Source organism: Lacibacter sp. H407 (genome assembly GCF_037892605.1).
Taxonomy (GTDB): domain Bacteria; phylum Bacteroidota; class Bacteroidia; order Chitinophagales; family Chitinophagaceae; genus Lacibacter.
Genome location: NZ_JBBKTU010000001.1, coordinates 1,389,341 through 1,412,503, shown reverse-complemented (window position 1 = coordinate 1,412,503; position 23,163 = coordinate 1,389,341). Strand labels below are relative to the sequence as shown.

Below are 23,163 nucleotides of genomic sequence, written 5' to 3'. Positions count from 1 at the left end.
TCCTTTGCCTAATTTGCAAAGGATTTTTTATTTCAACCTGTTTCTATGCGTACACTTATTTTCTTTCTGGCTTTTATTTTAAGTACGGCTCTTTCTGCGCAGAAAGTTTTTCTGCGTTTGGCAACACCCACCAAAAATCAAAACACCGTAACAACATCCCGACAATTTATTACCGGTGTTACTTGTGTTGGTTGCAGTATCACCATGAACGGCGAGGAAATGTGGGTCTGGCCAACAGGTGCATTCGCTTTCGAATTAAATCTTTCGCTCGGCGACAGCAGTTTTCAATTGATCGCAACAAATGACAAAGGCGAAAAACTAACGCAAAAACTATTTTATACCTACCAGCGCCCGGCAAAAGAAAAAGAAGTAACCACTAATACAGTTGAGTATTGGCGCATCGAACCACAAGGTGATCTGTTACTCAAGCCCGGTGATCGATTACGCATGACGGTGAAAACAATACCGGATGCAGTATTGAAACTGCAGAACGGACAGGAGTTCAAAGAAGTACCGGTGAAAGATTCAAACGGTGTACGTGGAATTTACAAAACTGAATATGTAGTAAAAGAAAACGACGACTTGTTTACGGAGTTTAAAAATAAACTCAAGTTGTTGGTGCAGCCGGCTTCCGGCGATCTGTTGGAGGTAATCAGCCGAAGTGAATTTGCATTGATGCAACCAAATGGACTTGTGTTACAAACAAAAGGCAAACTGCCTTACCTGTTACTCGGCTTGGGTGAAGACAGGCTTGGCGGCACCAAAATGGGTTATCTTGATTCATTGGTTCGATTAAAAGCTGTCAGCAAGGTTGGTAATAAGTATGCTGTACAGTTAAGCAAAAACCGACAGGCGTATATTGAAGAGGAATATGTTGATGTGGTACAGAACGGAAGTTTTTCTCCTGCATCGCTCACCAATAGTATGCGTGTGTGGGGCGATAGTACGTACGATTATGTTTCATTGACAATGTATGACCGTTTGCCGTATCAATCTTTCCATGAGATCAATCCATCAAAAATTATCGTGGATGTATTTGGTGCAACATCCAATACCAACTGGGTTACACAAATGAGCAGCACCAAAGAAATTAAAAATGTGTACTACAATCAAATTGAAGAAGATGTTTTTCGTGTAACCATCGATCTTACACACCAACAACATTGGGGACATCGTATTTACTACAGCGGTAATAATCTTGTCATCAAAATAAAACGTCAGCCACAAAACCTCTTGCTGAAAGATCTGGTGATTGCTGTTGATGCAGGGCATGGTGGCAGCAACAAAGGTGCGTTTGGGTTAACAGGTATCATGGAAAAAGACATGACCCTGTTGATCGCAAAAGAACTCAAAGAAGTGTTGGAAGCAGAAGGCGCAACAGTGATCATGACAAGAACAAAAGACACCAGTTACGACAATCATGATCGCTACAATTTCTTCAAAGCAAAAGATCCAGACCTTGTTGTAAGCATTCATCTCAACAGCAGCGCCGACCCAATACGTGTGAAAGGCGTGAGTACGTACTATAAACATATCGGCTACCGTCCACTCACACAAACCATTCTCCGTCATATGTTGGATATGGGGTTGAAAGAATATGGCAACGTTGGCAACTTCAATTTTCTGCTTAACGGCTTTACTGAATTTCCCAATGTGTTGGTTGAAACGTTGTTCATCAGCCACCCGGAAGATGAAATGAACGTACTCAACCAAGGCTACCGCAAACAAATAGCCGATGCAATTGTAAAAGGCATCAACGATTGGCTGGAGCTATGTAAAAAACAGTAAAGTCGTTTCCATTCATCATTGCAGCAGTTACCATTCAGCAAGCCAATCGGCATTTATCATTTCTTTAAGAATACCTGAAACCCTTTACAGATAAGGGTTTCTTTATTTGTGCATGTCCATGTTACACATGTTGCATCCGTTCATCACTATGAAGACAGTGTTAACAGCCTCTTGTCAAGATTCGCTTGCAGCAGCGGTTGCCACATTCTACTTTTAGTTCATCATCACATAATGATATCTCAAAAGGATACATTAATCATTAAACCTTAAATATGTTCATCATGAAAAAGATTTTTGTTCTTTTAGTTGCCGTGGCATTAACCGTCACCACACAAGCAAATGCCTCTCCCATTATCGAAAATGAAGTTGTAACTGCAGCTTTTCAGAAACAGTTTACAGACGCAACTGATGTAAGCTGGAGTCAGAAAAACGACTTTTACCTTGTGTCTTTCAAGTATAACAACGATCGTATGCTGGCCTGGTACCGGCCCGATGGTGTGGTGGAAGCAGTACAACGTATGGTACAATTGGAGCAAATGACCTATCTGGCATCCACAGCTGTTCAGGAATTTTCGAAAGACAAATCACTGCTGAGTATTGCTGAGATCAGTAAAGAAGGCGAAATATTCTATCTCGTTAAAACCGATGATGAAAAATGCGTTTCTGTGTACAAAGTATTTGCATCCGGCGATTTTATACGTATTGATAAAACAAAAAAGAAAAAATAAATACACTCAACAAGTGTTGTTTTGGAAATAGCTCCCCGATCTCTTCGGGGGGCTTTTTTTATTGATTAATTAATAAAGGCAAGCGCTAGAATCTTTACTTTTGCAGCTCTTTCGCAAAGTCTCCCGATACAAACGATCGGGATCTGAAGGCGGTCACTTTTAAAAATTAAAAAATGAACAAAGGACCCGTTTCACAATTCATTCAACATCATTACCGTCATTTCAACGCCGCCGCATTAATGGATGCCGCCAAAGGTTATGAAACACACCTCAACGAAGGTGGTAAAATGATGATCACCTTAGCAGGTGCCATGAGTACCGCCGAACTTGGTTTAAGCTTGGCAGAAATGATCCGTCAGGATAAAGTGCAGATCATCAGTTGTACCGGTGCTAATCTGGAAGAAGATGTGATGAACTTAGTAGCGCACAGTCATTACAAGCGTGTGCCCAATTACCGTGATCTTACACCACAGGATGAGTGGGATCTGTTAGAGAACCACTACAACCGAGTAACCGATACTTGTATTCCGGAAGAAGAGGCTTTCCGTCGTTTGCAAAAACATTTGCATCGTCAATGGGTGGAAGCAGAAGCAAAAGGCGAACGTTATTTCCCACACGAATTTTTATACAAAACTGTTTTAAGTGGTGATCTGAAACAGTATTATGAAATTGATCCGAAGAACAGTTGGATCGTAGCAGCGGCTGAAAAAAATATTCCTATCGTTGTACCGGGTTGGGAAGACAGTACTACCGGTAACATCTTCGCCAGTTATGTGATCAAGAACGAACTGCAGGCGAGCACTGTAAAAAGTGGTATTGAATACATGGTGTGGTTAGCTGATTGGTATCGCCAAAACAGTGCTGGTAAAGGCGTTGGCTTTTTCCAGATCGGTGGTGGTATTGCAGGCGATTTCCCGATTTGCGTTGTACCCATGATGTACCAGGATCTGGAGTGGCATGATGTTCCGTTCTGGAGCTATTTCTGCCAGATCAGCGATTCAACCACATCATTTGGATCGTACAGTGGTGCAGTGCCTAACGAAAAAATTACCTGGGGTAAATTAGATATCAATACACCCAAGTTTATTGTAGAGAGTGATGCAACGATTGTTGCGCCGTTGATCTTTGCATGGATACTGGGTATGTAACTATTCAACAAGTTTTTATGATAAGACCGCAGCAGTTGCTGCGGTTTTTTTATTGATACATCGAAAGCAGAAAATTATTATTTTACTTCTTCATCACTAAACCAACTCTATTTATGGAACAACAAACAAATGTTTTACACGAATTTCATGAACCTGCTTATGAGTTTGCAAGTGCAGGGCAACGATTCTTAAATTATGTGATCGATATTATTGTATTTTATGTACTCATTCTCATTGTTGCCTTTATTGTAGGCGCTGCCTTTGCATCATCTATCAGCGATGGTGAAGTAGGTGGTGCTTTAGGTTTTGCCTTTGTTACATATCTTCTTGTGTTTGTTATCTTCTTTGCATACTACACATTCCTCGAAGGCTCAAAAGGAAAAACGCTTGGCAAAATGATCACGAAAACAAAAGTGATCCGTGAAGACGGAGAGCCGATGACATTTGGTAAAGCATTTCTCCGCACCTTATGCCGCCTGGTACCATTTGAATTTATCAGTGCATTTCTTGGGCAGAAGATGTGGCATGATCAATGGACAAATACCATTACGATTAAAGACAGATAACGAGTGTTTAAACAGAACCTGCTTATTGTAAGCAGGTTCTGTGATTTTAGTTAGTTACGTAATGAAATTTTGCAGATAGCTTTATCGTATATTTCGCTACCATGAACTGGTTTCTCCAACTACTGCTCGAAGAAAGTATTCCGCAAACCGTCATCATCTATGGTGTAGTCATCGCCATCGGTACCTGGCTCGGCCGCTTGAAAATTTTTGGTATCTCGTTAGGTGTTACCTGGATTCTTTTTATGGGCCTTGCCATCTCGTATGCCGGTATTCATATCAATAAAGAAACCGAGCATTTCTTAAAAGAATTTGGTTTGATACTTTTTGTGTACTCTATTGGCTTGCAAGTAGGGCCGGGTTTCTTTTCTTCATTAAAAAAGAATGCAGCTGTCACCAACGGGCTGGCTGCATTGGTAGTTTTTCTTGGTGTACTCATTGTTGTTGCTTTTTACTACCTGTTGCAACAACCTATCACTACACTCACCGGTGTAATGAGTGGTGCCGTTACCAACACACCCGGACTTGGTGCAGCACAGGCCGCAGCAAAAGATCTGCACCTGGCTGCAAACGACACATCGTTTATTACCTTGGCGTATGCAGTGGTGTACCCGTTTGGCGTGTTTGGAATTATTGCCGCACTCCTCATTCTGAAAAAAGTATTCCGTGTTAACCTTGATAAAGAACGGGAACTGCATCGAAAGCTGGATGTCATCAAATCAAACAAACCCGTTTCGATTCATTTGACGATGCAGAATAAACAACTGATCGGTAAACCACTCCGTACAATTTTTGAGTTATTGAAAGAGCCCATTGTGGTATCGAGATTATTTCACAACGGAACAGTTGTTACCCCAACACCGCAAACGCATTTAGCAGAGAATGATGTGTTGCTGATCGTTGCACATAAAGATCAGTTAGAGGTGTTGAAAATGATTATTGGTGAAGAAAGCAACATGAATTTGAAAGAGATCCCACAAAGTGAATTGATCTCACGTATTGTTGTGGTAACGCAGCCCGATGTTACGCATAAACGATTGGGTGATATTGCTGCCTTACATCAACATGATTTTACATTAACCCGGTTAAACCGTGCAGGAGTGGAGATGGTGGCACATGGCGATATTGTATTGCAGCTTGGTGATCAACTGAAAGTAGTTGGTACAAAAGAAGGTGTTGAGATGGTGACGAAAACCATCGGTAATCAATTGAAGCGTTTGGATGTGCCTGATCTTGCACCGATCTTTATTGGAATTGTTGCAGGTGTATTGCTCGGCAGTATTCCCATGTTCTTTTTTACTATGCCTGTTCCTGTGAAGATCGGCTTGGCAGGTGGCCCACTTATTATTGCCTTGTTGTTGAGTCGTTACGGTGGTAAATTATATTTGAATCAATACACAACCTATAGCGCCAATTTAATGTTGCGTGAGTTAGGTATCAGTTTATTCCTTGCGAGTGTTGGCTTAAGCAGTGGTGCCAATTTACAAACAGCATTAAGTGGCAACAATGCGTGGTTATGGATCGTGATGGGATTGACCATTACTATTGTTCCGCTGTTGATCGTTGGCTTGCTGGCGCACTATGTATTTCGAAAAACTTTTTTTGAAGTATGTGGTTTGCTTTCCGGCGCCAGTACCGATCCGCCTGCATTGGCCTTCTCTGCACAGTTGGCAAAAAACGAAGTGGCATCTGTAACGTATGCAACTGTTTATCCGTTGACGATGATTCTAAGAATTATTGCAGCGCAATTGCTGATACTTTTCTTTTCGTAGAAGAAGTTTCATTAACGAACAACAATGTTTTGTTCCATGTGAACAACTGATGGGTAGAAATCATGAAATGGATGTGTTGCGTTCCGTTAGGAACGCTTGGTGATTGATTTAATCCATATTCACCAAACGTTCCTACGGAACGTACTCCTCGCTTGTTTCTTGTTCTACCAACGAATTGTCCCAATGGGACACAAAAGCAAAAACCCCGGCAATTCAGTCGGGGTTTTTGCTTTTGATATGTTGTATACAACTATCTCGGAGGAATATTCAACGGAATATCTCTCACAAACATATTGTTTCGATTAGCTGCATCCCAAGCTAAGAAAAATACAAGCCGTGTACGTTTTTCGTGAAGATCATAGTTGATCTTATCAGGTGTATCGCTTGGTTTGTGATAATCTTTATGGATACCATCAAAGAAAAATACGATCGGAACTCCTTTTGCAGCAAAGTTGTAATGATCGCTGCGGTAGTATAAACGATTCGGATCTTTTGGATCGTTGTATTTTCTGTCGGTGATCAGTTTGATGTACATGTTGTTGATGCTGTCAACAAAACGTGGCAGATCACTGCTGAGTTTATCGTCACCAATCAAATACACATGGTTGTTACTGTCGAGTGATTTCAGGTTATCATCCTTGCGGCCGATCATGTCGATATTAATATCGATACTTGTTTTTTCCAATGGATAAACCGGATGGTTTGCATAGTATGCACTTCCCCACAAACCTTTTTCTTCACCACTCACTGCTAAGAATAAGATACTGCGGCGAGGACCTTTGCCTGCTGCTTTTGCTTTTGCAAATGCTTCAGCTACTTCCAGTACACCTACGGTACCGCTGCCATCATCATCGGCACCAGGATGAATTTTACCACCAATAATTCCAACGTGATCGTAGTGAGCCGAAATGATCACCCACTCATCTTTCTTGTCGGTTCCTTCGATCATACCCAACACATTCGAAGCCTGTGTAACTTCGGCCTCTTTCTGAAAATGGAACATCAGTTCAGTTGCTACCGTTTTTGTTTCCAGTGTTTGTGCTTTGGCGCTTGCAAAATCTGTTTTTAATAATGCTTCACCCATTGCTTCTGAAATGCGAATGCTGATAGGCGTCTGGCGTGCTTTGTACAAATTCAGGTATAAACGACCGCCTCTTGGTGAAGGCACTTTATCAACTCCGCTCTGGACAATCAAAACAACTGCCGGCTGACGGTTGTACAAACGAAAGATGTCGGCATTCGAAGGAAGTTGCGTACCGTTCTTTGCAACCAATACAACTGCTTTTCCTCTTACATCAGTTGTTGTATCAACCTTACTCATGTACACCACTTCGCTAATGAAAAGTTGAGTACTTACAAGATTGGTTAACTGCGCAGAGAAATCTTTTCCAAATTCAAAACTGCTGTTGCCGATTGTGATGTTGGCTGCTTTCAACGTGTCTTTGTACAATGGATAAAATTGTTCGTAGTTGCCATTATTTGCAGGTGCAATACCGATTCGTTGAAACTGTTGCTTCAGATACTCTGCTGCTTTGCGCTGACCTTCCATTCCTGTTTCCCTTCCTTCCATTTCCGGTCCGGCAAGGATGTACAGGTGAGTTTGAAGGTCGTTCGCCGTAATGGTTTTTGAAAATTGCTCAGCCGTTTTGTTTTTCTTTTGGGCCGAAGCTGTTAACGCAAGCACAGAGAGTGCTGCCAATAAGTATGTCCTCATGCATTAAATTTTTTGAAGGCCGAATATAAATGAAAATCCCGCCATTGGCGGGATAGTTGTATGAATGGTATCGTAATTGGCCTTATCGCAGACCCGTCTATTAAGAGATTAAGCACAGGCAATTTTATCAACCCTTAACCCATGCCGGCCACCTTCAAATGCGGTTGTCATAAATGTATTCACCATTTTTTCTGCGTCACCTTCACGTACAAAGCGTGCAGGGATACAAATGATGTTGGCATTGTTATGTGCACGTACTAACTGTGCAATTTCTTCACCCCAGCAAAGTCCTGCACGAATGCCCTGGTGTTTATTGGCTGTAATGGCCACACCATTCGCACTGCCGCATAATAAAATACCAAATGCTGCTTCGCCATTTTCCACAGCCGATGCAACGGGGTGTGCAAAATCAGGGTAATCAACACTATCTTTTGAATACGTGCCGAAGTCTTTAAATGCAATTCCTTTCCCTTCGAGAAAAGAGATGAGGTCCTCTTTGTAATCGAACCCTGCGTGATCGCAGCCAATGGCTACGGGCTTAGTCATATCAAAAATTTGCATAGTGTGAAAATTTATAGTTGATAATGGAAGAATTGATAATCTACTTCAAAGTTACCATCTCTCAACTGGTTAAATTCATTATCCATTATTCATTTCAAAATTATCCATTAACATCAACTCCACTCTTCAATATCTTCTTTCTTGATCTGCCGCCTGTAAATACGCATACTCAGCATAATACTGAATTCATACAAACCATACAACGGAATTGTAACCAGCGCCAAACTGAATGGATCGGTAGAAGGTGTAATGATGGCCGCCATAATAATGATCACCACAAATGCATACTTGCGGATGCGGCGAAGTGTTACAGGTGTAAGCATACCCACTTTTGTAAGCAGCATTACCACCACAGGTAATTGAAACAATAATCCCACACCTACGGTTAAATAGATCAGGTTCTCAAAATAATCGCTGATAGTTGGACGAAACTCAATTAACGGACTGAGTGAGTAGTTTGAATAAAAATTCACCATGAATGGTGTGAGTACAAAATATCCAAATGCAACACCCAGAAAGAAAAGAGAAGATATCCAGAAGATGGCACCGGTAGTGCCGCTGCGTTCTTTATCACTCAACGCCGGACGAACGAATTTCCAGATCTCCCAAAAAATATAAGGGAAGGCCAAAATAAAGCCTGAAGTAAAACCAACAGTGAACGTGGTGAGGAACTGCTCCGTCATTGCATTACTCTGGAACTTGATGCTGAAATCACTTAGGCAAAGCGCATCTACATGCATCCATTTACCAAGATCGCACAACCAACGGTAGGTGATAAAATCTTTATGAGCCGGGCCCATGAAGATATTGTTTACCACATAATCAATATTGAACAATACAATAAGTGAGGCAACTATAATGGCTATGACTGCCCGCACCACATGCCAACGCAGTTCTTCAAGATGATCGATAAAACTCATTTCAGCTTTTTCTACCCCTCTTGCACCACGAATGCGTTGTATGATCGATCGACGTTCTGTTTTTGTTTCGGCCACGGTTAATGATTTCAGTTGCAAATGTAACCCGAAAAGGATGAGCAAAAAAGGGTTGCCAACCTTTCAGCAGCTTGGCTACGTTCATCGGAACGAATAAAGGTTGGTAACCCTGCGCTTTTCATAAAAAAAGCGGCCCGAACGGGCCGCTTCTATCAAACAGAGCTGAAACAATTTATTTTGTTGCCAGCGCTTTGTCGATCATAAAAATGAGCATGCTGCGGTGAGCTCTGGTTTGCTCGTTTGGCGAAACAGCAGTACCCAACATAGTTCTTACTTTGCGAAGGGTATTGTAAGCTGCACTCTTCGATGGATTATCATACCCTGCTTTTGCTTCTACAATGCTGATAGCACCTTTTACAAACTCACTTTGCAGATTTTGACGGTACACATTTACGGCACCGGCAGCATCTGCTTTAAAGACCGCATTCATTACATCATTCATTACATCGGCTACACTATATGTATTGCCGTACAATGCACTGTTGTTGATACGACGCAATGTTGTTGGGTGCAATAGCTGTGCAAGAATATTGGTTTGAAAATTCTGTACAAGCGATGTGTGTTTCGGATCTTCCGGCGCACCAAAGAAATTGAAACCACGACGTTGTACTTGCAAATAAGGCAATACCTGCTGATCTGCATCAAACGCATTTGGCGCAAACACATACGTTGCCAGGAAGCCCATTGCTTTTTTCTGATACGCAACCGGTGTGATCACAAATGGCTTGCTGCCATTGTTCTGGCCGGGGAAACTTCTGTCAACCTGTACACCACCAATATAACGGCTGATGGCATTAGCCATTGAAAAGCGTTGGCCATTCAGTACATTATAACGGATCATAATTTCCTGATAGCTCTTATCGCTTTTTGCGTATTTACTTACGAGTTTGCTCATGGCATTGTTCACAAATTTGATACGGTCTTCGCCATAAGTAACCATATCGTTACTCATATCGTTCACCATTACCCTCGGATCAATACCACCACCGGGGCTACGCATATCATCCGCATCGTTTCCGAATGTGAGATAGGGCTCGTGGCTGCGACGGAGAATTTTATTTAATTCTGCCTGCTCCTGACTGGCAGGGAATTCACGGTAACCAAATTCAATGGCCCACAAATCGTAAGGACCGGGTTTCATGGTATAATAATCACCTTGCTTGCTGCGATCACTACTGATGTTGATCGAAGGGTAATCCATTACCGAACCTTGCAATCCTAATTTTTGTGTGATGGCAGTATTGTGTACTTCTGCAGGGCTCAGCATCTGGCTGGCTTTCATGTTATGATTCAAGCCAAGTGTATGACCCATTTCATGCAAAATGAGATAATATAAAAACTGCTCATGCGCTTTTCTTACTTCACCTGCAGGAGCACCTGCCGTGGTGATCAATGTTGAGCCAGCCATGTATTGCTGTGCTAATTCAGAACCAATGGCACATGTCGCCCAATGTTTGCGCATGTGCGATGGCATATTGGCCATCATTTGTTGCTGCAAATCATTTGCTGTAGTTGAACCGATCTCCTGAATTATATCAGTAAATGGTGTTTCAGCACCACTGGCCCACTCAATGGTAATATCGCTACCAAGAATTTGACCTGTTTTTGGGTTGACAAAGCTTGGCCCGATTGCTCCGTATGGAGGATAAGGCGACGATACCCAACGGATCACGTTGTAGCGGATATCGGCCGGATCCCAATCTGCATCTTCAGGCATGATCTTCATTACCATTGCATTTTTGAACCCTGCTTTTTCAAACGCTTCGTTCCAGCGTTCACCAGCGGCTTTTACAATTTCACGGTATTCAACCGGTGTGGTGTTTTCAACCCAGAAAGTGATCGGTTCAACCGGCTCACTCAATGCTGCCGAAGGATCTTTTTTCTTCAGATGCCAGCGGTTGATCACATCACGATAATTTACGATCTCGTTAGAGGTAAGATCATCAACTTCCTGCGAAAAGAAACCAACACGTGGATCATCAAAGCGTGGTTTGAAATCGTTTACCGGCATTTCAATAAATGAATGCTGGAGTTTTACCCGCACAAAACGTGCATCGGTAATATCTTTTCCGCCCTGGTTAAATGGCATCGGGTTGTCGTATGCCAGATCAACCACCACATCGCTGTTGTTGGGATAAGAACGGATATTGCTGTACTTACTTTTTGCAGGATTGTATCCACCTAAATTAAATACGGCACCGGGAGGAATGGTTGGTGGAAAGATCGGTTTTACCGGATCAAGCTTATCGCTCAGGAATAACTGGTCCACACTTACGAGATAACCGTCTGCATCTTCAACACTGAATTTATCAGTATAGAAAACGGCATCGGCCACATCCACATTCGCAGCTTTGCTGACAGCATTGTTTTTGTCGTAATAAAAATTCGTGTTCACAGTGCTGAACTCAATTTTATCAAATGCTTTTTTCATTTGAAAAACTAATGTTGCACGGTGCATGCTCTGATGCAGAAATAAACTGGTAGGGCCGCTGAGTGAAAAACTCTGGTAAATAAAATCTTTGTTCAACTGATCTTTCCGGATGTACATCTGTACACTGCCTGTTACAGTATCCTGGTACAGTGTAAATAAGCCGGGAAGTTTTTTACTTGATTTTACTTTTTCTGTAATACTTGGTTTGGGTGGGGCCTTTTTGGTAGTGTCGGCAGGAGCAGGGGCTCCGGGTTTTGACTGGGCTGAAATTTCTGTGCCCAGTAACAAACAAACAGCTGATAAGGCCAAGACGAAACGCTTGTTCATAATTAAGGTTTTGATGTTAACTGAATAAGAAAGATAAAATAAAGTTTTCGTAGATGTATGTGGTTTGTATGAGCGGACAAAGCGGCTTGTAACTGGTTGTATAAAAGACTAAAATTTACCTGAGTACTTTTATTTTTACCGTTTCAATTCTTGTTTCGCTTACTGAGAGGATATCAAACTCGTAGTCGTCGATAATGATACGTTCTTTTGCAATGGGTATGGTTTCGTGGTGTTCTACAATATAGCCCGAAAGGGTTTCGGCATCGGTTTCTTCTTTAAAACTAAGGTTGAATTTTTCTGCGAGATAATCGAGCTCCAGCCTGCCACTGAAAATAAACTCATCTTCGGCGAGTTGTTTTTCAACAAACTCTTCGGTATCGTATTCATCCTGTATCTCACCAAAAATTTCTTCCAGCAGATCTTCCATGGTTACAATACCGCTGGTGCCACCAAACTCATCCACCACCCACGCAATACTTTTGCGCTCTTTGGTAAACTGCGTAATAAGATCTGTAAGTCCCATACTTTCCGGCACCGCAGGAATAGGTTTTAAAATCGATTTAATATCGGTTGGTTTGCGAAACATATCCAACTGATGCGCATAGCCGATGATGTTATCAATATTCCCATCATACACAATCAGTTTACTCAATTTTGTTTCAACAAATTTTTGCTTCAGCTCATCAATGGTTGCCGATGCTTCTACTCCCACAATTTCTTTCCGGGGAATTAAACATTCACGCACTTTTACACCCGGTAAAGACAATGCGTTTTCAAACAAATCCGAATTTATATCCTGACTTTCGTCGTCGTTGTCTTTGCTTTGCTGAATAAAATGTTCGAGATCAACCCTTGTAAACGCCTCTTTTTTATCGTTCACCCGCACATCAAATAAGTATTTTAAGATCCATTCAGCAAGTCCCACAAACAATGAAGCGATGGGAGAAAACAATGCATAGAAAAAACTGGCAGTGCGTGAAAAGAAAGAAAGTACAGCATTACTGCGTTTGCGGAAGATGGCTTTGCACACCATTTGTACAAGCAATGCCAGCAACGTAGTTACTAATATTTCAATGATGATCCGAATCGCTGAATTCTGGATCACGGTTGGCATTTGTTTCCACAGCGGATCAAAGAATCGATTGACCAATAAAACAAAAATTACCAGCGACAATGTAACGCCTACCAACAACGAGCCGATAAACTTACTTTGATTGTCAATAAAATTGCTGAGAATACGTCCGCTGCTGACGCCTTGCTTTTTTTTCAACTCAACCGAAAAGCGGTTCAAGGAACCAAAGGCTGTTTGCAGACCGGCAAAAAAACCGATAAACACAACAGTTACGCCAATCCCTATGATCAAATACCAATTCATGAATCTTAAAAATAGTGTTTTTGAAAGGAAAATCAAATGCTCATTATGGCGCTGCAAGAAACCCGCCGGTAATGCGGATGGCTTCTGCTACAGCTTTCGGCAGATCATCATTTACTATCACGTGCTGAAATGAATGTTTAAAGGAAATTTCGTACGATGCTTTATTGATCCGTGCCTGTAATGAATCGGCAGTTTCGGTGCCCCTGCTTTCCAGCCGGCGTTTCAATTCATCGATGGAAGGTGGTTCAATAAAAATGGTGAGTATTTGTTTGGGATACAGGTCCTGCACATGAATGGCTCCTTTTACATCAATATCCAGCACCGGAATTTGTCCGTTGCTCCAGATGCGTTCCATTTCTGATTTCAGTGTTCCGTAGTAATTCCCTTCGTACACCATCTCCCATTCCATAAATGCATTTTCATGAATTTTTTGCTGAAATTCTTCAACGCTCATGAAATGATAATCAACTCCGTCTTGCTCGTGTTTTCGTTTTGCACGTGTGGCAGCTGAAATCGAAAACGCCAGTTGCGGAAAATGCTTCATCAATTGTTTGGTGATGGATGTTTTTCCGGCGCCTGAAGGAGCTGTAATAATGATGATCTTGTGAAATACCTGTTCCATAAAGCCCAAAAATAACCGAATCAACGTAATGTTCGCAGAAACAATTCGGCATCAACTTACTGACACACATAACCGCCATCAACTGCAAACAGGCTTCCGGTTGTAAAACTGCTTTCATCGCTCAACAGAAAAACAACTGTTTTTGCGATCTCTTCCGGCTTCCCAATGCGTCCCATTGGCTGAATGCTGTCCAAACTTTTATACACTTCCTCTTTCGCCGTATTGCTTAATTGCGAAAAACGATCAACTGCTTTGTGCAATAATGGTGTATCGATGGTGCCGGGGCAAATACAATTGACACGTATGTTGAAAGGCGCATAATCAATGGCTGTACTTTTAGCAAGTTGAGCAATGGCTCCTTTCGTCATTCCATAAACAGAGCTGGCTGCTTTGCCTACAAACGATTGGTCTGATCCCATCAGCACAATACTTCCTTTTTGTTGTGCTTTCATTACAGGAATTACTTTCTGCAATGTATAATACACACCAAACAAATTTGTGTAAACCACACGCTGTAGTTCTTCATCACTCGTTTGTTCAAGCGTTGCAAACAAATGAATACCTGCATTGGCAAAAAGGAAATCGATTTTCTTTTCGGTGGAGATTACTTTGTCGATGGCATCATTCACCTGTTGACGGTGGCGCACATCACAGGAAATATAATAGTGCTGGTCTGTTGGATCGTTATCTGCAAAATCAAGATTGTAAACAGTACAACCTTTGCTGCGCAGCAGATCTTTGGTGGCTTTTCCAATGCCTGTTCCTGCACCGGTGATGATGGCAATTGTGTTTTTCCAGTTCATACAAATGTGTTTGCTTAAAGATAAAAGAATCTTTTCTGCAAACAGAACAGATGAAAACAGCATTAAGCAAGTCCTAACGACTTGCGGATATTATTATGAAATTCACGGATGGCCTTTGTATGAAAGAACGGATAAATTATTTTATCCCGTAGCCACGATCCGCTTTTGTAAATGGTATGATGTGATATTTCGGTGAAACCATCTTCAGTTGTAGTTAACTGAATACGTTGACTGCCCAACGACTTTCCTTTCACCAGATAACTTGTTTCGAGGCATTTCTCTTTTTCATGCACAGCCGTTATTTCATGACCTACGGCCACTTTCGCCAAACCGCCCAACGCTTTCACACGAATGAGAACGATCTGCCCTGCTTTTGCTCCTGCATATTCATCATCGATATACGAAATGGAGTTGTTCTTGCGGCAGTACTGCATACCAAACTGGAGCATGTTGCCACACCATGCTTCTTTTGGATGAATATTTTTGTACGCATTCCACACCTTATCGATCCCCTCACGGATATGAAATGTTTTATGATGGGTATAAAACGCCTTAGTACAATTTGATTTGGGGCAGAAGGATTCCAACGCTGCAAAATCGTCCAATTGATACAACTGGTTATCATGGATAAAGGAAACTACCTGTTTGTTGGAAATTCGATCAATATTTACGTCCTGTGTATGTAGCAAGCTCAAGATGAGGATTTTGGCTTTTAAAAGATATAAACGAATATAAACAGTTTCGCCTTTCAGGCAAGCCTTGTATAGGAATAACGCTGATTTTTCATATATCGTACTACAAAAAACCTGTTAAAGAAGCCGGATCCTGCCTACAAAAAGCAGAACGTCCTGTTGGTGAGCATTTTAATATCGCAAACGCTGTGTATATCAACACGTATTCTCAGCCAGATTTGTTTGCTGTTAAATTGAAATGCGGTTAACCGAAATCCGTTAACTTGCACCCCTTGAATTGAAAAATTATGGAATACGGAAAATTAATTGCAGTAACCGGAATGCCCGGTTTGTTTGAACTCGTTAGCAGCAAAACCGATGGCGCTATAGTGCGTTCACTGGACGATAATTCAACCAAGTTTGCGTCTACCCGTCAGCACCAGTTTTCACACCTGGAAAGTATTGAAGTATATACCGTTCGTGATAACGTGAACCTTGCCGATATTTTTAAGGCAATGGAAGCAGATGGCGGCAAACTTCCCGATGAAAAAGATGCAAAAGCCATCAAATCTTATTTTGAAAAAGTATTTCCTGATCTTGATTTTGAGCGGGTATATACCAGCGATATGAAAAAGATGGTGAAATGGTATGGCATTATCAGCGCAAAAGGAATTGAGATCAAATTGACTGAAGAGCCAATTGAAGAAGATGAAGCTCCTGTTGAAGAAGTAGCAGTTGCAGAAGCAAAGCCAGCTAAGAAAGCGGCGAAAAAGAAAGCAGCCGCTAAAAAGAAGAAAGAAGACTAATTCTGAATCAATACATTTTTGCCGGTAAGACGGGAAGGCGGGAAGTTCAACTTCTTTTCAGCTTACCATCTTACCGGCATCATTTTTTAAACTCTTTTCTATGACACTCACAGCCGATATCAAGCCGATCGAGCGTAGTTTTTTACCGAAGGATTTCACTATTACTACTTGGGACTTGGTAGAACCTTATTTTCAGCAATTACTCGATCGTACCATCAACAATAAAACAGAACTGGAACAGTGGCTGAAAGACAGCAGCGAACTGGAAGCCATCATCAGCGAAGATGCTTGCTGGCGCCAGGTACGGATGACCTGCGATACCGAGAACAAACAACTGGAAGAAGCATTCAATTATTTCTACATGGAGATTGCACCGAAAATGCAACCCTATGCCGATAAACTCAACCGCAAACTTGTTGAGTGTCCATTCACGAAAGAACTGGATACTGATAAATATTTCACCTACTTACGTTCCATCAAAAAAAGTATTGAGCTGTTTCGTGAAGCCAATATTCCCATTATGGCGGAGATGAATGTAATGCAGCAACAGTTTGGACAGATCGCCGGTAAAATGACCATTGAAGTAAATGGCAAAGAGTACACCTTACAACAGGCCGGAAAGTTTTTAGAAAATCCGGATCGTACGTTACGGGAAGAGGTGTATATGAAAATTCAGACCCGCCGTTACCAGGATCGGGAAGCGTTGAATGAGCTGTTCAATAAACTGGTTGCGCAACGCCACCAAATTGCATTGAATGCAGATTTCAAAAACTACCGTGATTATAAATTTAAAGAGCTCGGCCGTTTTGACTACACGTCGCAGGACTGTTTCAATTTTCACGAAGCAGTGAAGCAACATGTAATTCCATTGGTGAAAATTATTTATGAAGAACAACGCAAAGCAATTGGTGTTGATCAATTGCGCCCTTGGGATATGGATGCAGAACCGGCAGGTATTACGCCATTGCAACCTTTCACAACCGGAACAGAATTAACTGAAAAAACAATTGAATGTTTCAAACAACTAAATCCCTTTTTTGCAGATTGTTTGCAAAAGATGAATGAGATGAAGCGGTTCGATCTTGACAGCCGTAAGGGAAAAGCTCCCGGCGGTTACAATATGCCGTTAGCTGAAACGGGTGCTCCGTTTATTTTTATGAATGCAGCCGGCACATTGGATGACGTAACCACCATGGTACACGAAGGCGGCCACGCTGTTCACTCGTTTTTGACACATAACCTGGAGTTGACCGGCTTTAAAGAATATGGTGCAGAGATCGCTGAAGTGGCAAGTATGGCCATGGAATTGTTCAGCATGGAGCATTGGAATATTTTCTTTACAGATCAGGAAGAGTTGCGCCGTGCGAAGTTTAAACAACTGGAACGTGTGCTCACCATTTTACCTTGGATCGCACGTATTGATGCATTTCAGCATTGGCTCTATGAAAATCCTGCACATACCGCAGAAGAGCGTGGTGAAAAATGGATGTCGCTTGCAAATGAATACAGCACTGGCTTGATCGATTACAGTGGATTGGAACAATTCCGTCCGTACGAATGGCAGCGTCAACTGCATTTGTTTGAAGTGCCGTTTTATTATATTGAATATGGAATTGCCCAGTTGGGTGCTATTGGATTGTGGATGCAGTTCAAACAAAATCAGCAGGAAGCATTGCAGCATTATATCAATGCCTTGAGTTTGGGCGGCACCAAAACATTGCCCCAACTCTATGAAGCAGCCGGGCTGAAGTTTGATTTTTCGCCCAACCATATCAAAACCTTGATGGATTTTGTAAAAACAGAAATGGATAATCTGAATTAATACCGATATTTGCCCTGCTAAATCAGAACATTAATCATGTCCTGCCGTTTCTACGGGAGGGCATTTTTATTTTGGGGAAGGAGGATGAGATACCCAGAAACTGAATACGTATTGCTGATTGGTTATTCTGTCACCCCGCTACGCTCATGTTAGCGGTTGTATTTTACTAATTTCTCTACTTCGGTATAATGATCTCTTCGACTAACAATCAGGTTTCTCTTTGTCAAATTTTTAATGTCGTAATATATTATGTCACTTTGGTTTTCATAAGGCAACTTATATCCTTGTCTCATGCCCGACTTCACATTATAAAGAAAAATGCTATCTGCATATTTTCTATTAATATAGTTACCGATTAGTTTGACACTATGATTGTCGTATAAGAAAAACAAAGTGTCTCCTAAATACTTAAAATTCCATGCTTCCACTTTGTCACCCAAAAGGTTTTTACTTGTTGTTTTATCAAATACCTGAAATGTTTCTGGAACTCCATTCCCATTATCTATTCTGGTTATGAAAAAATTATCGAAATCTTTTTCTAATACACCCAAGCTCCATGTTGATGTGTAAGTAGGTGTCTGGTTTAATAAATGTAATGTGTCTCCATGTCGCAGATAAAAATACTTCATACTATCATCTATACCATAGCAGGTTAAATATCCCCCTGTTAATGTATCAGTACCAACAACCTCTTTATAATAATGATCCATTCCTGAGTCGATGTTATTCAATATTTTTTTACCATTAGGAAGTGTATCCTCGTCTGATTCTATTATTTCATTTTGTTTGGGTACCGTCAACAGATTTGTTTCCGATTTTTTTTCGATTCGGTCACAGGAAAATAGATACAGTATAAATATCAGTATAAGTCGATTCATTTCGCCAGCTAACTTGTTTCTACACACAGACCTGACAGGTTGATTATGCTCGTTCAAATTATATTCATCGGGAAACTTAAGAGAAAGGCGTAACCTGGAAGGTTAATGATCTTTTCTATCTCTTTTTTTTAACTCTTAACCCTTAACTCCTGCAATCATTACAAAAACCACTTACCACCATATTACTTTGGTGCGGTTGAAACCCTTTCGGCAATTTCACTTCCGGCACATGTACATCATCCAGGCAAATGGTTTTGCCACATTGATCACATACAAAATGTACGTGGTTATCGTGATGATGACCATCTGCACATTGGTCTTTACACAATGCATACTTAACCGAATTATCGGCTGTTGGAATAGTATGGATGATCCCTTTTTCTTCGAAGGTTTGCAGCGTACGGTAAATAGTAACACGGTCAATTTTATCGCTGGCTTTCTTTTCAATATCTGCATGCGCCAACGCACCGGGTGAATGATAAAATAAATCCAGTATTTGTAACCGGCTGTCGGTTACACTCATGTGGTTTTTTTTCAACAGATCTTTGATCGCTTCGCTCATAACCGAATTTACTTAATTGGGATTGTTCTGAAAAATTCCGTTCACAAACCGGGGGCCATCGTAGCGTTCTTTTAATACCAGGCTGATATCTTCATTGAGTTTGGCCAGTTCCTTTTTATCAAGTCCGTCGTAAATACCCCGCAGTCTTCCTGCCCTGTCAACAAGTGCAAACAGTTGGGTATGGATAAACTGATCGGCGATTGGATCAAGGCCGTTCTTCTGATCATCGAGCAAATAACTTTTGCGGGCAGCCTCGTATAATTTTTCTTTTGTACCGGTAAGGAGCATCCATTTTTTGGGATCGATCTTCATTGAATCGGCATAGTGTTTCAAACGGGCCACCGAATCTGTATCCGGATCAACTGTATGACTCAGCATTACAAAATCCTCTTCCGCAGCAAAATCTTTTGCAATTACCGCCATATTCGTATTCATTTTTGGACAAATGCCTGTGCAGGTGGTAAAGAAAAATTCCACTACCTGTACCTTGCCCGCCACATTGCTGTTGGTGATGGTGTCGCCCAATTGATTCACAAATGCAAAGTCTTTTACATCGTTCATGGTGGGCAATTTTTTACGCCACAGGTCGGTGCCCCAGAAAATCGAAAGAAAAAAAACACCCGTCAACAACAGGAAGAATCCAAGATAAAACCACAATTTTTTCGACATATGCTTGTAATGAGCTGCAAAGGTACGGAGCGAATTGAGGCGAATGCGTCTTGAAAATAAAATTTGCAACATAATTGCAAATATGTACTTTTGCTGTCCTTTATGAATATGCGTATTAATTGGGAAGCCTTAGGAATCGCCGCATCTGTAGCCTGTGCCATACACTGTGCTGTAGTACCATTATTCATCACCAGCTTACCGCTGTTTGGTGTCAACATCATTCACAATGTGTTTTTAGAAGTCCTGTTATTGGGCACTGCCTTCGTAATCGGTTTTTCTACACTTTGGCATGGTTACAAAAAGCACCATCACCACTGGGGCACTTTGGTTCCGTTTTCAGCAGGGATGTTGCTGTTTACCCTCAACCAGTTTATCAAGTTTCCTTATTCTTCTTTTGTATTTGTTGTTCCTGCAGTTGCGTTGATCATTACCGCACATATGCTCAATCATCGTTTTTGCAGAAAAGCAAATCATTGTCATACTACAGATTGTAATCATTGATCTGTTCGTTTCTTTGCAGCATGAATCTCAAACCACTTCAACTTTTACGTAAAACAGGTATTGCAGAAGGTATATCCTTCCTGGTGTTGTTATTAATTGCAATGCCACTCAAGTATGCATTTGATTTACCGCTAGCTGTAAAGTATGTTGGATGGGCACATGGATTATTGTTTGTTGTGTACGTGGCACTCGCCTACTACGTAAAAGAAGTGTACAACTGGCCTTTCAGGAAATTTCTGTTTGCGTTTGTTGCTGCGTGGTTGCCGCTGGGCACATTTGTGTACGATAAGCAATTGAAAAAAGAAGAGCAGTTGCTTGCGGGAAAGTAAACAGATCCTGTATTTCGCTGTTCATTTGCTATTTTACGAAAAACTTCCTGCCGATGAAATTAGTTCACCCGCAAATAACCTGGGAAGAAATTCCAAAACACGAAGATGTAGCGCTGCATCCTGTTGAAAAGAACTATAAAAAAGTACTGCTTACTGAATGGGCTGTTTTATGGTTGATCGGCTTCGCTGTTGCGGTAACCGCCATTTTCTTTTTTGATGCGTTACATCCTACTCCTGTTTTTCTTTTGATCATCGCCTGCGTTGTTCTTCTTTCAGGCTTTCACTTTTTTTCGATTACCAAATCGTTTCCGCAGATGGCCTATGCCATGCGTGAACATGATGTTTTATTCCGAAAGGGATGGCTGTTTCAGCAGATGCATATTGTGCCGCTTTCGAAAATTCAGCATTGTGTGATCAAGAAAGGGCCATTGGAAAGAAAGTATAAGCTTGCCTCTCTGCAATTATTCACAGCAGCCAATTCATCCTTTGCTGATATTAAGATCGGCGGCTTAACAGAAGAACAGGCAGAACGATTAAAAGAATGGGTGTTATTAAAACAGATGAGGTATGAAAATAGTTGATTGGGAAAAACCGCAACGCCAGTCGCCCATTGTTCTGCTCATCATTCTATTGGAAGGGATCAAACAGATATGGCCGCTGATCCTGTTGGGACTTGCCCGCAGCTTTTTTAAAAATAAAGATGGAGCCAAACCGCTTGACCGGCAATTGTTGAGTGTGTTGATCGGTTCAGTTGTGATCCTTCTGTTGATAAAAACCAAACAGCTCATCCACTACTTTTCATTTCGCTTTCGTCTTCAGCCGAATTTGTTATTGGTAGAAAAAGGAATTTTTACAAAAGTAAAAACAGAGATACCATTCGGAAAAATTCAAGCGATTCATCAAAATCAAACATTTCTGCATCGCCTAACTAATACCTGCGAACTCATCATCAGTACATCAGGAACAGCGAAAGAAGAAATCACTATACAAGGAATTTCACTTGCAAATGCCGGGCATTTAAAAGGTCTGCTCTCTTCAAAAGCAGAGATCAATACAAGTGAAACTGAACAACCTGCACAGGCAGAACAGGTAAACAGCATCAAACTTACCGGCAAAGATCTGTTGAAACTATGCTTGTCAGAAAATCATCTGAAAACACTGCTGATCATTCTTGCATTTATTCTTGCCCGCTTTCAGGACTTGCAGGAATATCTCGGATTTGATTCTGTTCAATGGGTGGAACAACAAAGCAATCTGCTGCAAACAACAAGTATCTTATCATTTCTCATTCTGGCGGGCGTTTTTCTTTCTGTGATCGTTTCGTCGATCCGTGTAGTACTTCGCTACTTTAATTTCAGCATCCGTTTGCAAACCGGACAGTTTTTTATGAGCTGGGGGTTGATTGAAACCAAAGAGAAAAAAATTCGATTCTCCCGAATTAAGTTGCTGAGCTGGAATGCAAATTATGTACGCCGGAAACTGCAGCTCTATATTATGCGATTATGGGTAATGGCCGAAGACAATACGGAACGTAACAGCAGCAATAATATTCCCATCACAAGGGCCGATCAAATTCAGCGAATCACTTCCTGGTATCAGCCTGTATTACCCTCTGCAGTTTCTACAGCATTTAAAATTGAAGCTGCTTACACCAAACGGAAAACATTGTTGTTCGGTATTGTACCGGCAATGATTGCGGGGTTTAGCTTGTTTTCCTTTGTTGGATGGAATGCACTATTTGTTATTGCATGGACAGTTTACTATACCATTCGAACACACGTGTTCAGAAAGAATTTTAGTATCTGGATACATGAAGATGCAATTGAAATTGAAAAAGGTGTTTGGGGTCTTGAACATATTTTACTGAATCTGAACGATGCAGAAAGTGTTGCGGTTGAAACTTCTTTGTATCAACGACGCAATAGACTTGCCAACCTTCGCATCAACACATCAGCAAAACCAGTGCACATTCCTTTTCTGCAGCAGAACCTTGCAGCCTTTCTAGCAGATTTTATTTTATATCGTATTGAATTTAATAAGTCAGTTGCAGGAACAACTGACTTATCAAAACAAGAACATTCAGGAATAGAATAATGAC

22 protein-coding genes are annotated in these 23,163 nt (G+C 41.3%); 11 read left to right on the top strand and 11 right to left on the bottom strand.

Annotation, left to right across the window (positions count from 1 at the left end; translation table 11 throughout):
• The first annotated feature begins 45 nt into the window (after positions 1-45).
• The 5 genes from WG989_RS06160 (at position 46) to WG989_RS06140 (ending at position 5,999) form a co-directional block, all read left to right on the top strand.
• A complete protein-coding gene (locus tag WG989_RS06160; protein WP_340428071.1) occupies positions 46-1,788 on the top strand; it encodes an N-acetylmuramoyl-L-alanine amidase in 1,743 nt (580 codons plus the stop codon).
• 281 nt (positions 1,789-2,069) lie between these two features.
• Positions 2,070-2,516 (top strand): hypothetical protein, encoded by a 447-nt coding sequence (locus WG989_RS06155; protein ID WP_340428070.1) that lies wholly within the window; start codon positions 2,070-2,072, stop codon positions 2,514-2,516.
• Between the two features lie 173 nt (positions 2,517-2,689).
• Positions 2,690-3,664: a deoxyhypusine synthase family protein gene (locus WG989_RS06150; RefSeq protein WP_340428069.1), complete on the top strand. Its 975-nt coding sequence runs from the start codon at positions 2,690-2,692 to the stop codon at positions 3,662-3,664.
• Positions 3,665-3,777: 113 nt separating this feature from the next.
• The gene (locus WG989_RS06145) at positions 3,778-4,230 is read left to right on the top strand and encodes an RDD family protein (protein WP_340428067.1); all 453 of its coding nucleotides are present in this window, start codon (positions 3,778-3,780) and stop codon (positions 4,228-4,230) included.
• A gap of 101 nt (positions 4,231-4,331) precedes the next feature.
• Entirely contained in the window at positions 4,332-5,999 is a 1,668-nt protein-coding gene (locus WG989_RS06140) for a putative transporter (protein ID WP_340428066.1), read from the top strand.
• A gap of 250 nt (positions 6,000-6,249) precedes the next feature.
• Here the strand turns inward: WG989_RS06140 and WG989_RS06135 are convergent, their stop codons facing one another.
• The 8 genes from WG989_RS06135 to WG989_RS06100 form a co-directional block, all read right to left on the bottom strand.
• Complete coding sequence (locus WG989_RS06135) at positions 6,250-7,713, bottom strand: M28 family metallopeptidase (protein ID WP_340428065.1); 1,464 nt, start codon at positions 7,711-7,713, stop codon at positions 6,250-6,252.
• A 108-nt stretch (positions 7,714-7,821) separates the two neighbouring features.
• Positions 7,822-8,259, bottom strand: coding sequence for a ribose 5-phosphate isomerase B (rpiB, locus tag WG989_RS06130; RefSeq protein WP_340428063.1), 438 nt, complete (start codon positions 8,257-8,259; stop codon positions 7,822-7,824).
• A 128-nt stretch (positions 8,260-8,387) separates the two neighbouring features.
• Positions 8,388-9,269 (bottom strand): twin-arginine translocase subunit TatC, encoded by an 882-nt coding sequence (gene tatC, locus WG989_RS06125; protein WP_340428061.1) that lies wholly within the window; start codon positions 9,267-9,269, stop codon positions 8,388-8,390.
• 172 nt (positions 9,270-9,441) lie between these two features.
• The gene (locus WG989_RS06120) at positions 9,442-12,027 is read right to left on the bottom strand and encodes a zinc-dependent metalloprotease (RefSeq protein ID WP_340428060.1); all 2,586 of its coding nucleotides are present in this window, start codon (positions 12,025-12,027) and stop codon (positions 9,442-9,444) included.
• 115 nt (positions 12,028-12,142) lie between these two features.
• A complete protein-coding gene (locus WG989_RS06115) occupies positions 12,143-13,402 on the bottom strand; it encodes a hemolysin family protein (protein ID WP_340428058.1) in 1,260 nt (419 codons plus the stop codon).
• A 43-nt stretch (positions 13,403-13,445) separates the two neighbouring features.
• Complete coding sequence (gene gmk / locus WG989_RS06110) at positions 13,446-14,024, bottom strand: guanylate kinase (RefSeq protein WP_340428057.1); 579 nt, start codon at positions 14,022-14,024, stop codon at positions 13,446-13,448.
• Between the two features lie 56 nt (positions 14,025-14,080).
• Positions 14,081-14,827 carry an SDR family NAD(P)-dependent oxidoreductase gene (locus WG989_RS06105; protein WP_340428056.1) on the bottom strand — a complete coding sequence of 249 codons (747 nt, stop codon included), beginning with the start codon at positions 14,825-14,827 and terminating at the stop codon, positions 14,081-14,083.
• A gap of 62 nt (positions 14,828-14,889) precedes the next feature.
• Complete coding sequence (locus WG989_RS06100; RefSeq protein WP_340428055.1) at positions 14,890-15,522, bottom strand: hypothetical protein; 633 nt, start codon at positions 15,520-15,522, stop codon at positions 14,890-14,892.
• Between the two features lie 284 nt (positions 15,523-15,806).
• Between WG989_RS06100 and WG989_RS06095 the strand changes: the two genes are divergently transcribed.
• Positions 15,807-16,304: a DUF5606 family protein gene (locus WG989_RS06095; protein ID WP_340428054.1), complete on the top strand. Its 498-nt coding sequence runs from the start codon at positions 15,807-15,809 to the stop codon at positions 16,302-16,304.
• A gap of 100 nt (positions 16,305-16,404) precedes the next feature.
• A complete protein-coding gene (locus WG989_RS06090; RefSeq protein ID WP_340428052.1) occupies positions 16,405-18,126 on the top strand; it encodes a M3 family oligoendopeptidase in 1,722 nt (573 codons plus the stop codon).
• 149 nt (positions 18,127-18,275) lie between these two features.
• On the opposite strand, the gene WG989_RS06085 is transcribed toward WG989_RS06090, so the two are convergent.
• The 3 genes from WG989_RS06085 to WG989_RS06075 form a co-directional block, all read right to left on the bottom strand.
• Entirely contained in the window at positions 18,276-18,926 is a 651-nt protein-coding gene (locus tag WG989_RS06085; RefSeq protein ID WP_340428050.1) for a hypothetical protein, read from the bottom strand.
• Positions 18,927-19,146: 220 nt separating this feature from the next.
• Positions 19,147-19,566 (bottom strand): Fur family transcriptional regulator, encoded by a 420-nt coding sequence (locus WG989_RS06080; RefSeq protein WP_340428048.1) that lies wholly within the window; start codon positions 19,564-19,566, stop codon positions 19,147-19,149.
• Positions 19,567-19,578: 12 nt separating this feature from the next.
• A complete protein-coding gene (locus WG989_RS06075) occupies positions 19,579-20,235 on the bottom strand; it encodes an SCO family protein (RefSeq protein ID WP_340428047.1) in 657 nt (218 codons plus the stop codon).
• 102 nt (positions 20,236-20,337) lie between these two features.
• Between WG989_RS06075 and WG989_RS06070 the strand changes: the two genes are divergently transcribed.
• The 4 genes from WG989_RS06070 to WG989_RS06055 are packed head-to-tail and all read left to right on the top strand — an operon-like array spanning position 20,338 to position 23,159.
• Positions 20,338-20,736 (top strand): MerC domain-containing protein, encoded by a 399-nt coding sequence (locus WG989_RS06070; protein WP_340428045.1) that lies wholly within the window; start codon positions 20,338-20,340, stop codon positions 20,734-20,736.
• A 20-nt stretch (positions 20,737-20,756) separates the two neighbouring features.
• Positions 20,757-21,065, top strand: coding sequence for a DUF3817 domain-containing protein (locus tag WG989_RS06065; protein ID WP_340428044.1), 309 nt, complete (start codon positions 20,757-20,759; stop codon positions 21,063-21,065).
• 53 nt (positions 21,066-21,118) lie between these two features.
• Positions 21,119-21,646 carry a PH domain-containing protein gene (locus tag WG989_RS06060; protein ID WP_340428043.1) on the top strand — a complete coding sequence of 176 codons (528 nt, stop codon included), beginning with the start codon at positions 21,119-21,121 and terminating at the stop codon, positions 21,644-21,646.
• Positions 21,633-23,159, top strand: a complete 1,527-nt coding sequence (locus tag WG989_RS06055) for a PH domain-containing protein (protein WP_340428041.1) — start codon at positions 21,633-21,635, stop codon at positions 23,157-23,159. The genes WG989_RS06060 and WG989_RS06055 overlap by 14 nt, the downstream gene beginning before the upstream one ends.
• The last annotated feature ends 4 nt before the right edge of the window (positions 23,160-23,163 follow it).

Excerpts from the sequence above, each read along its gene's own strand:
- WG989_RS06160 (WP_340428071.1), top strand. The coding sequence starts at position 46 with ATGCGTACACTTATTTTCTTTCTGGCTTTTATTTTAAGTACGGCTCTT.
- WG989_RS06155 (WP_340428070.1), top strand. The coding sequence starts at position 2,070 with ATGAAAAAGATTTTTGTTCTTTTAGTTGCCGTGGCATTAACCGTCACC.
- WG989_RS06150 (WP_340428069.1), top strand. The coding sequence starts at position 2,690 with ATGAACAAAGGACCCGTTTCACAATTCATTCAACATCATTACCGTCAT.
- WG989_RS06145 (WP_340428067.1), top strand. The coding sequence starts at position 3,778 with ATGGAACAACAAACAAATGTTTTACACGAATTTCATGAACCTGCTTAT.
- WG989_RS06140 (WP_340428066.1), top strand. The coding sequence starts at position 4,332 with ATGAACTGGTTTCTCCAACTACTGCTCGAAGAAAGTATTCCGCAAACC.
- WG989_RS06135 (WP_340428065.1), bottom strand. The coding sequence starts at position 7,713 with ATGAGGACATACTTATTGGCAGCACTCTCTGTGCTTGCGTTAACAGCT.
- rpiB (WP_340428063.1), bottom strand. The coding sequence starts at position 8,259 with ATGACTAAGCCCGTAGCCATTGGCTGCGATCACGCAGGGTTCGATTAC.
- WG989_RS06120 (WP_340428060.1), bottom strand. The coding sequence starts at position 12,027 with ATGAACAAGCGTTTCGTCTTGGCCTTATCAGCTGTTTGTTTGTTACTG.
- WG989_RS06115 (WP_340428058.1), bottom strand. The coding sequence starts at position 13,402 with ATGAATTGGTATTTGATCATAGGGATTGGCGTAACTGTTGTGTTTATC.
- gmk (WP_340428057.1), bottom strand. The coding sequence starts at position 14,024 with ATGGAACAGGTATTTCACAAGATCATCATTATTACAGCTCCTTCAGGC.
- WG989_RS06105 (WP_340428056.1), bottom strand. The coding sequence starts at position 14,827 with ATGAACTGGAAAAACACAATTGCCATCATCACCGGTGCAGGAACAGGC.
- WG989_RS06095 (WP_340428054.1), top strand. The coding sequence starts at position 15,807 with ATGGAATACGGAAAATTAATTGCAGTAACCGGAATGCCCGGTTTGTTT.
- WG989_RS06090 (WP_340428052.1), top strand. The coding sequence starts at position 16,405 with ATGACACTCACAGCCGATATCAAGCCGATCGAGCGTAGTTTTTTACCG.
- WG989_RS06080 (WP_340428048.1), bottom strand. The coding sequence starts at position 19,566 with ATGAGCGAAGCGATCAAAGATCTGTTGAAAAAAAACCACATGAGTGTA.
- WG989_RS06075 (WP_340428047.1), bottom strand. The coding sequence starts at position 20,235 with ATGTCGAAAAAATTGTGGTTTTATCTTGGATTCTTCCTGTTGTTGACG.
- WG989_RS06070 (WP_340428045.1), top strand. The coding sequence starts at position 20,338 with ATGAATATGCGTATTAATTGGGAAGCCTTAGGAATCGCCGCATCTGTA.
- WG989_RS06065 (WP_340428044.1), top strand. The coding sequence starts at position 20,757 with ATGAATCTCAAACCACTTCAACTTTTACGTAAAACAGGTATTGCAGAA.
- WG989_RS06060 (WP_340428043.1), top strand. The coding sequence starts at position 21,119 with ATGAAATTAGTTCACCCGCAAATAACCTGGGAAGAAATTCCAAAACAC.
- WG989_RS06055 (WP_340428041.1), top strand. The coding sequence starts at position 21,633 with ATGAAAATAGTTGATTGGGAAAAACCGCAACGCCAGTCGCCCATTGTT.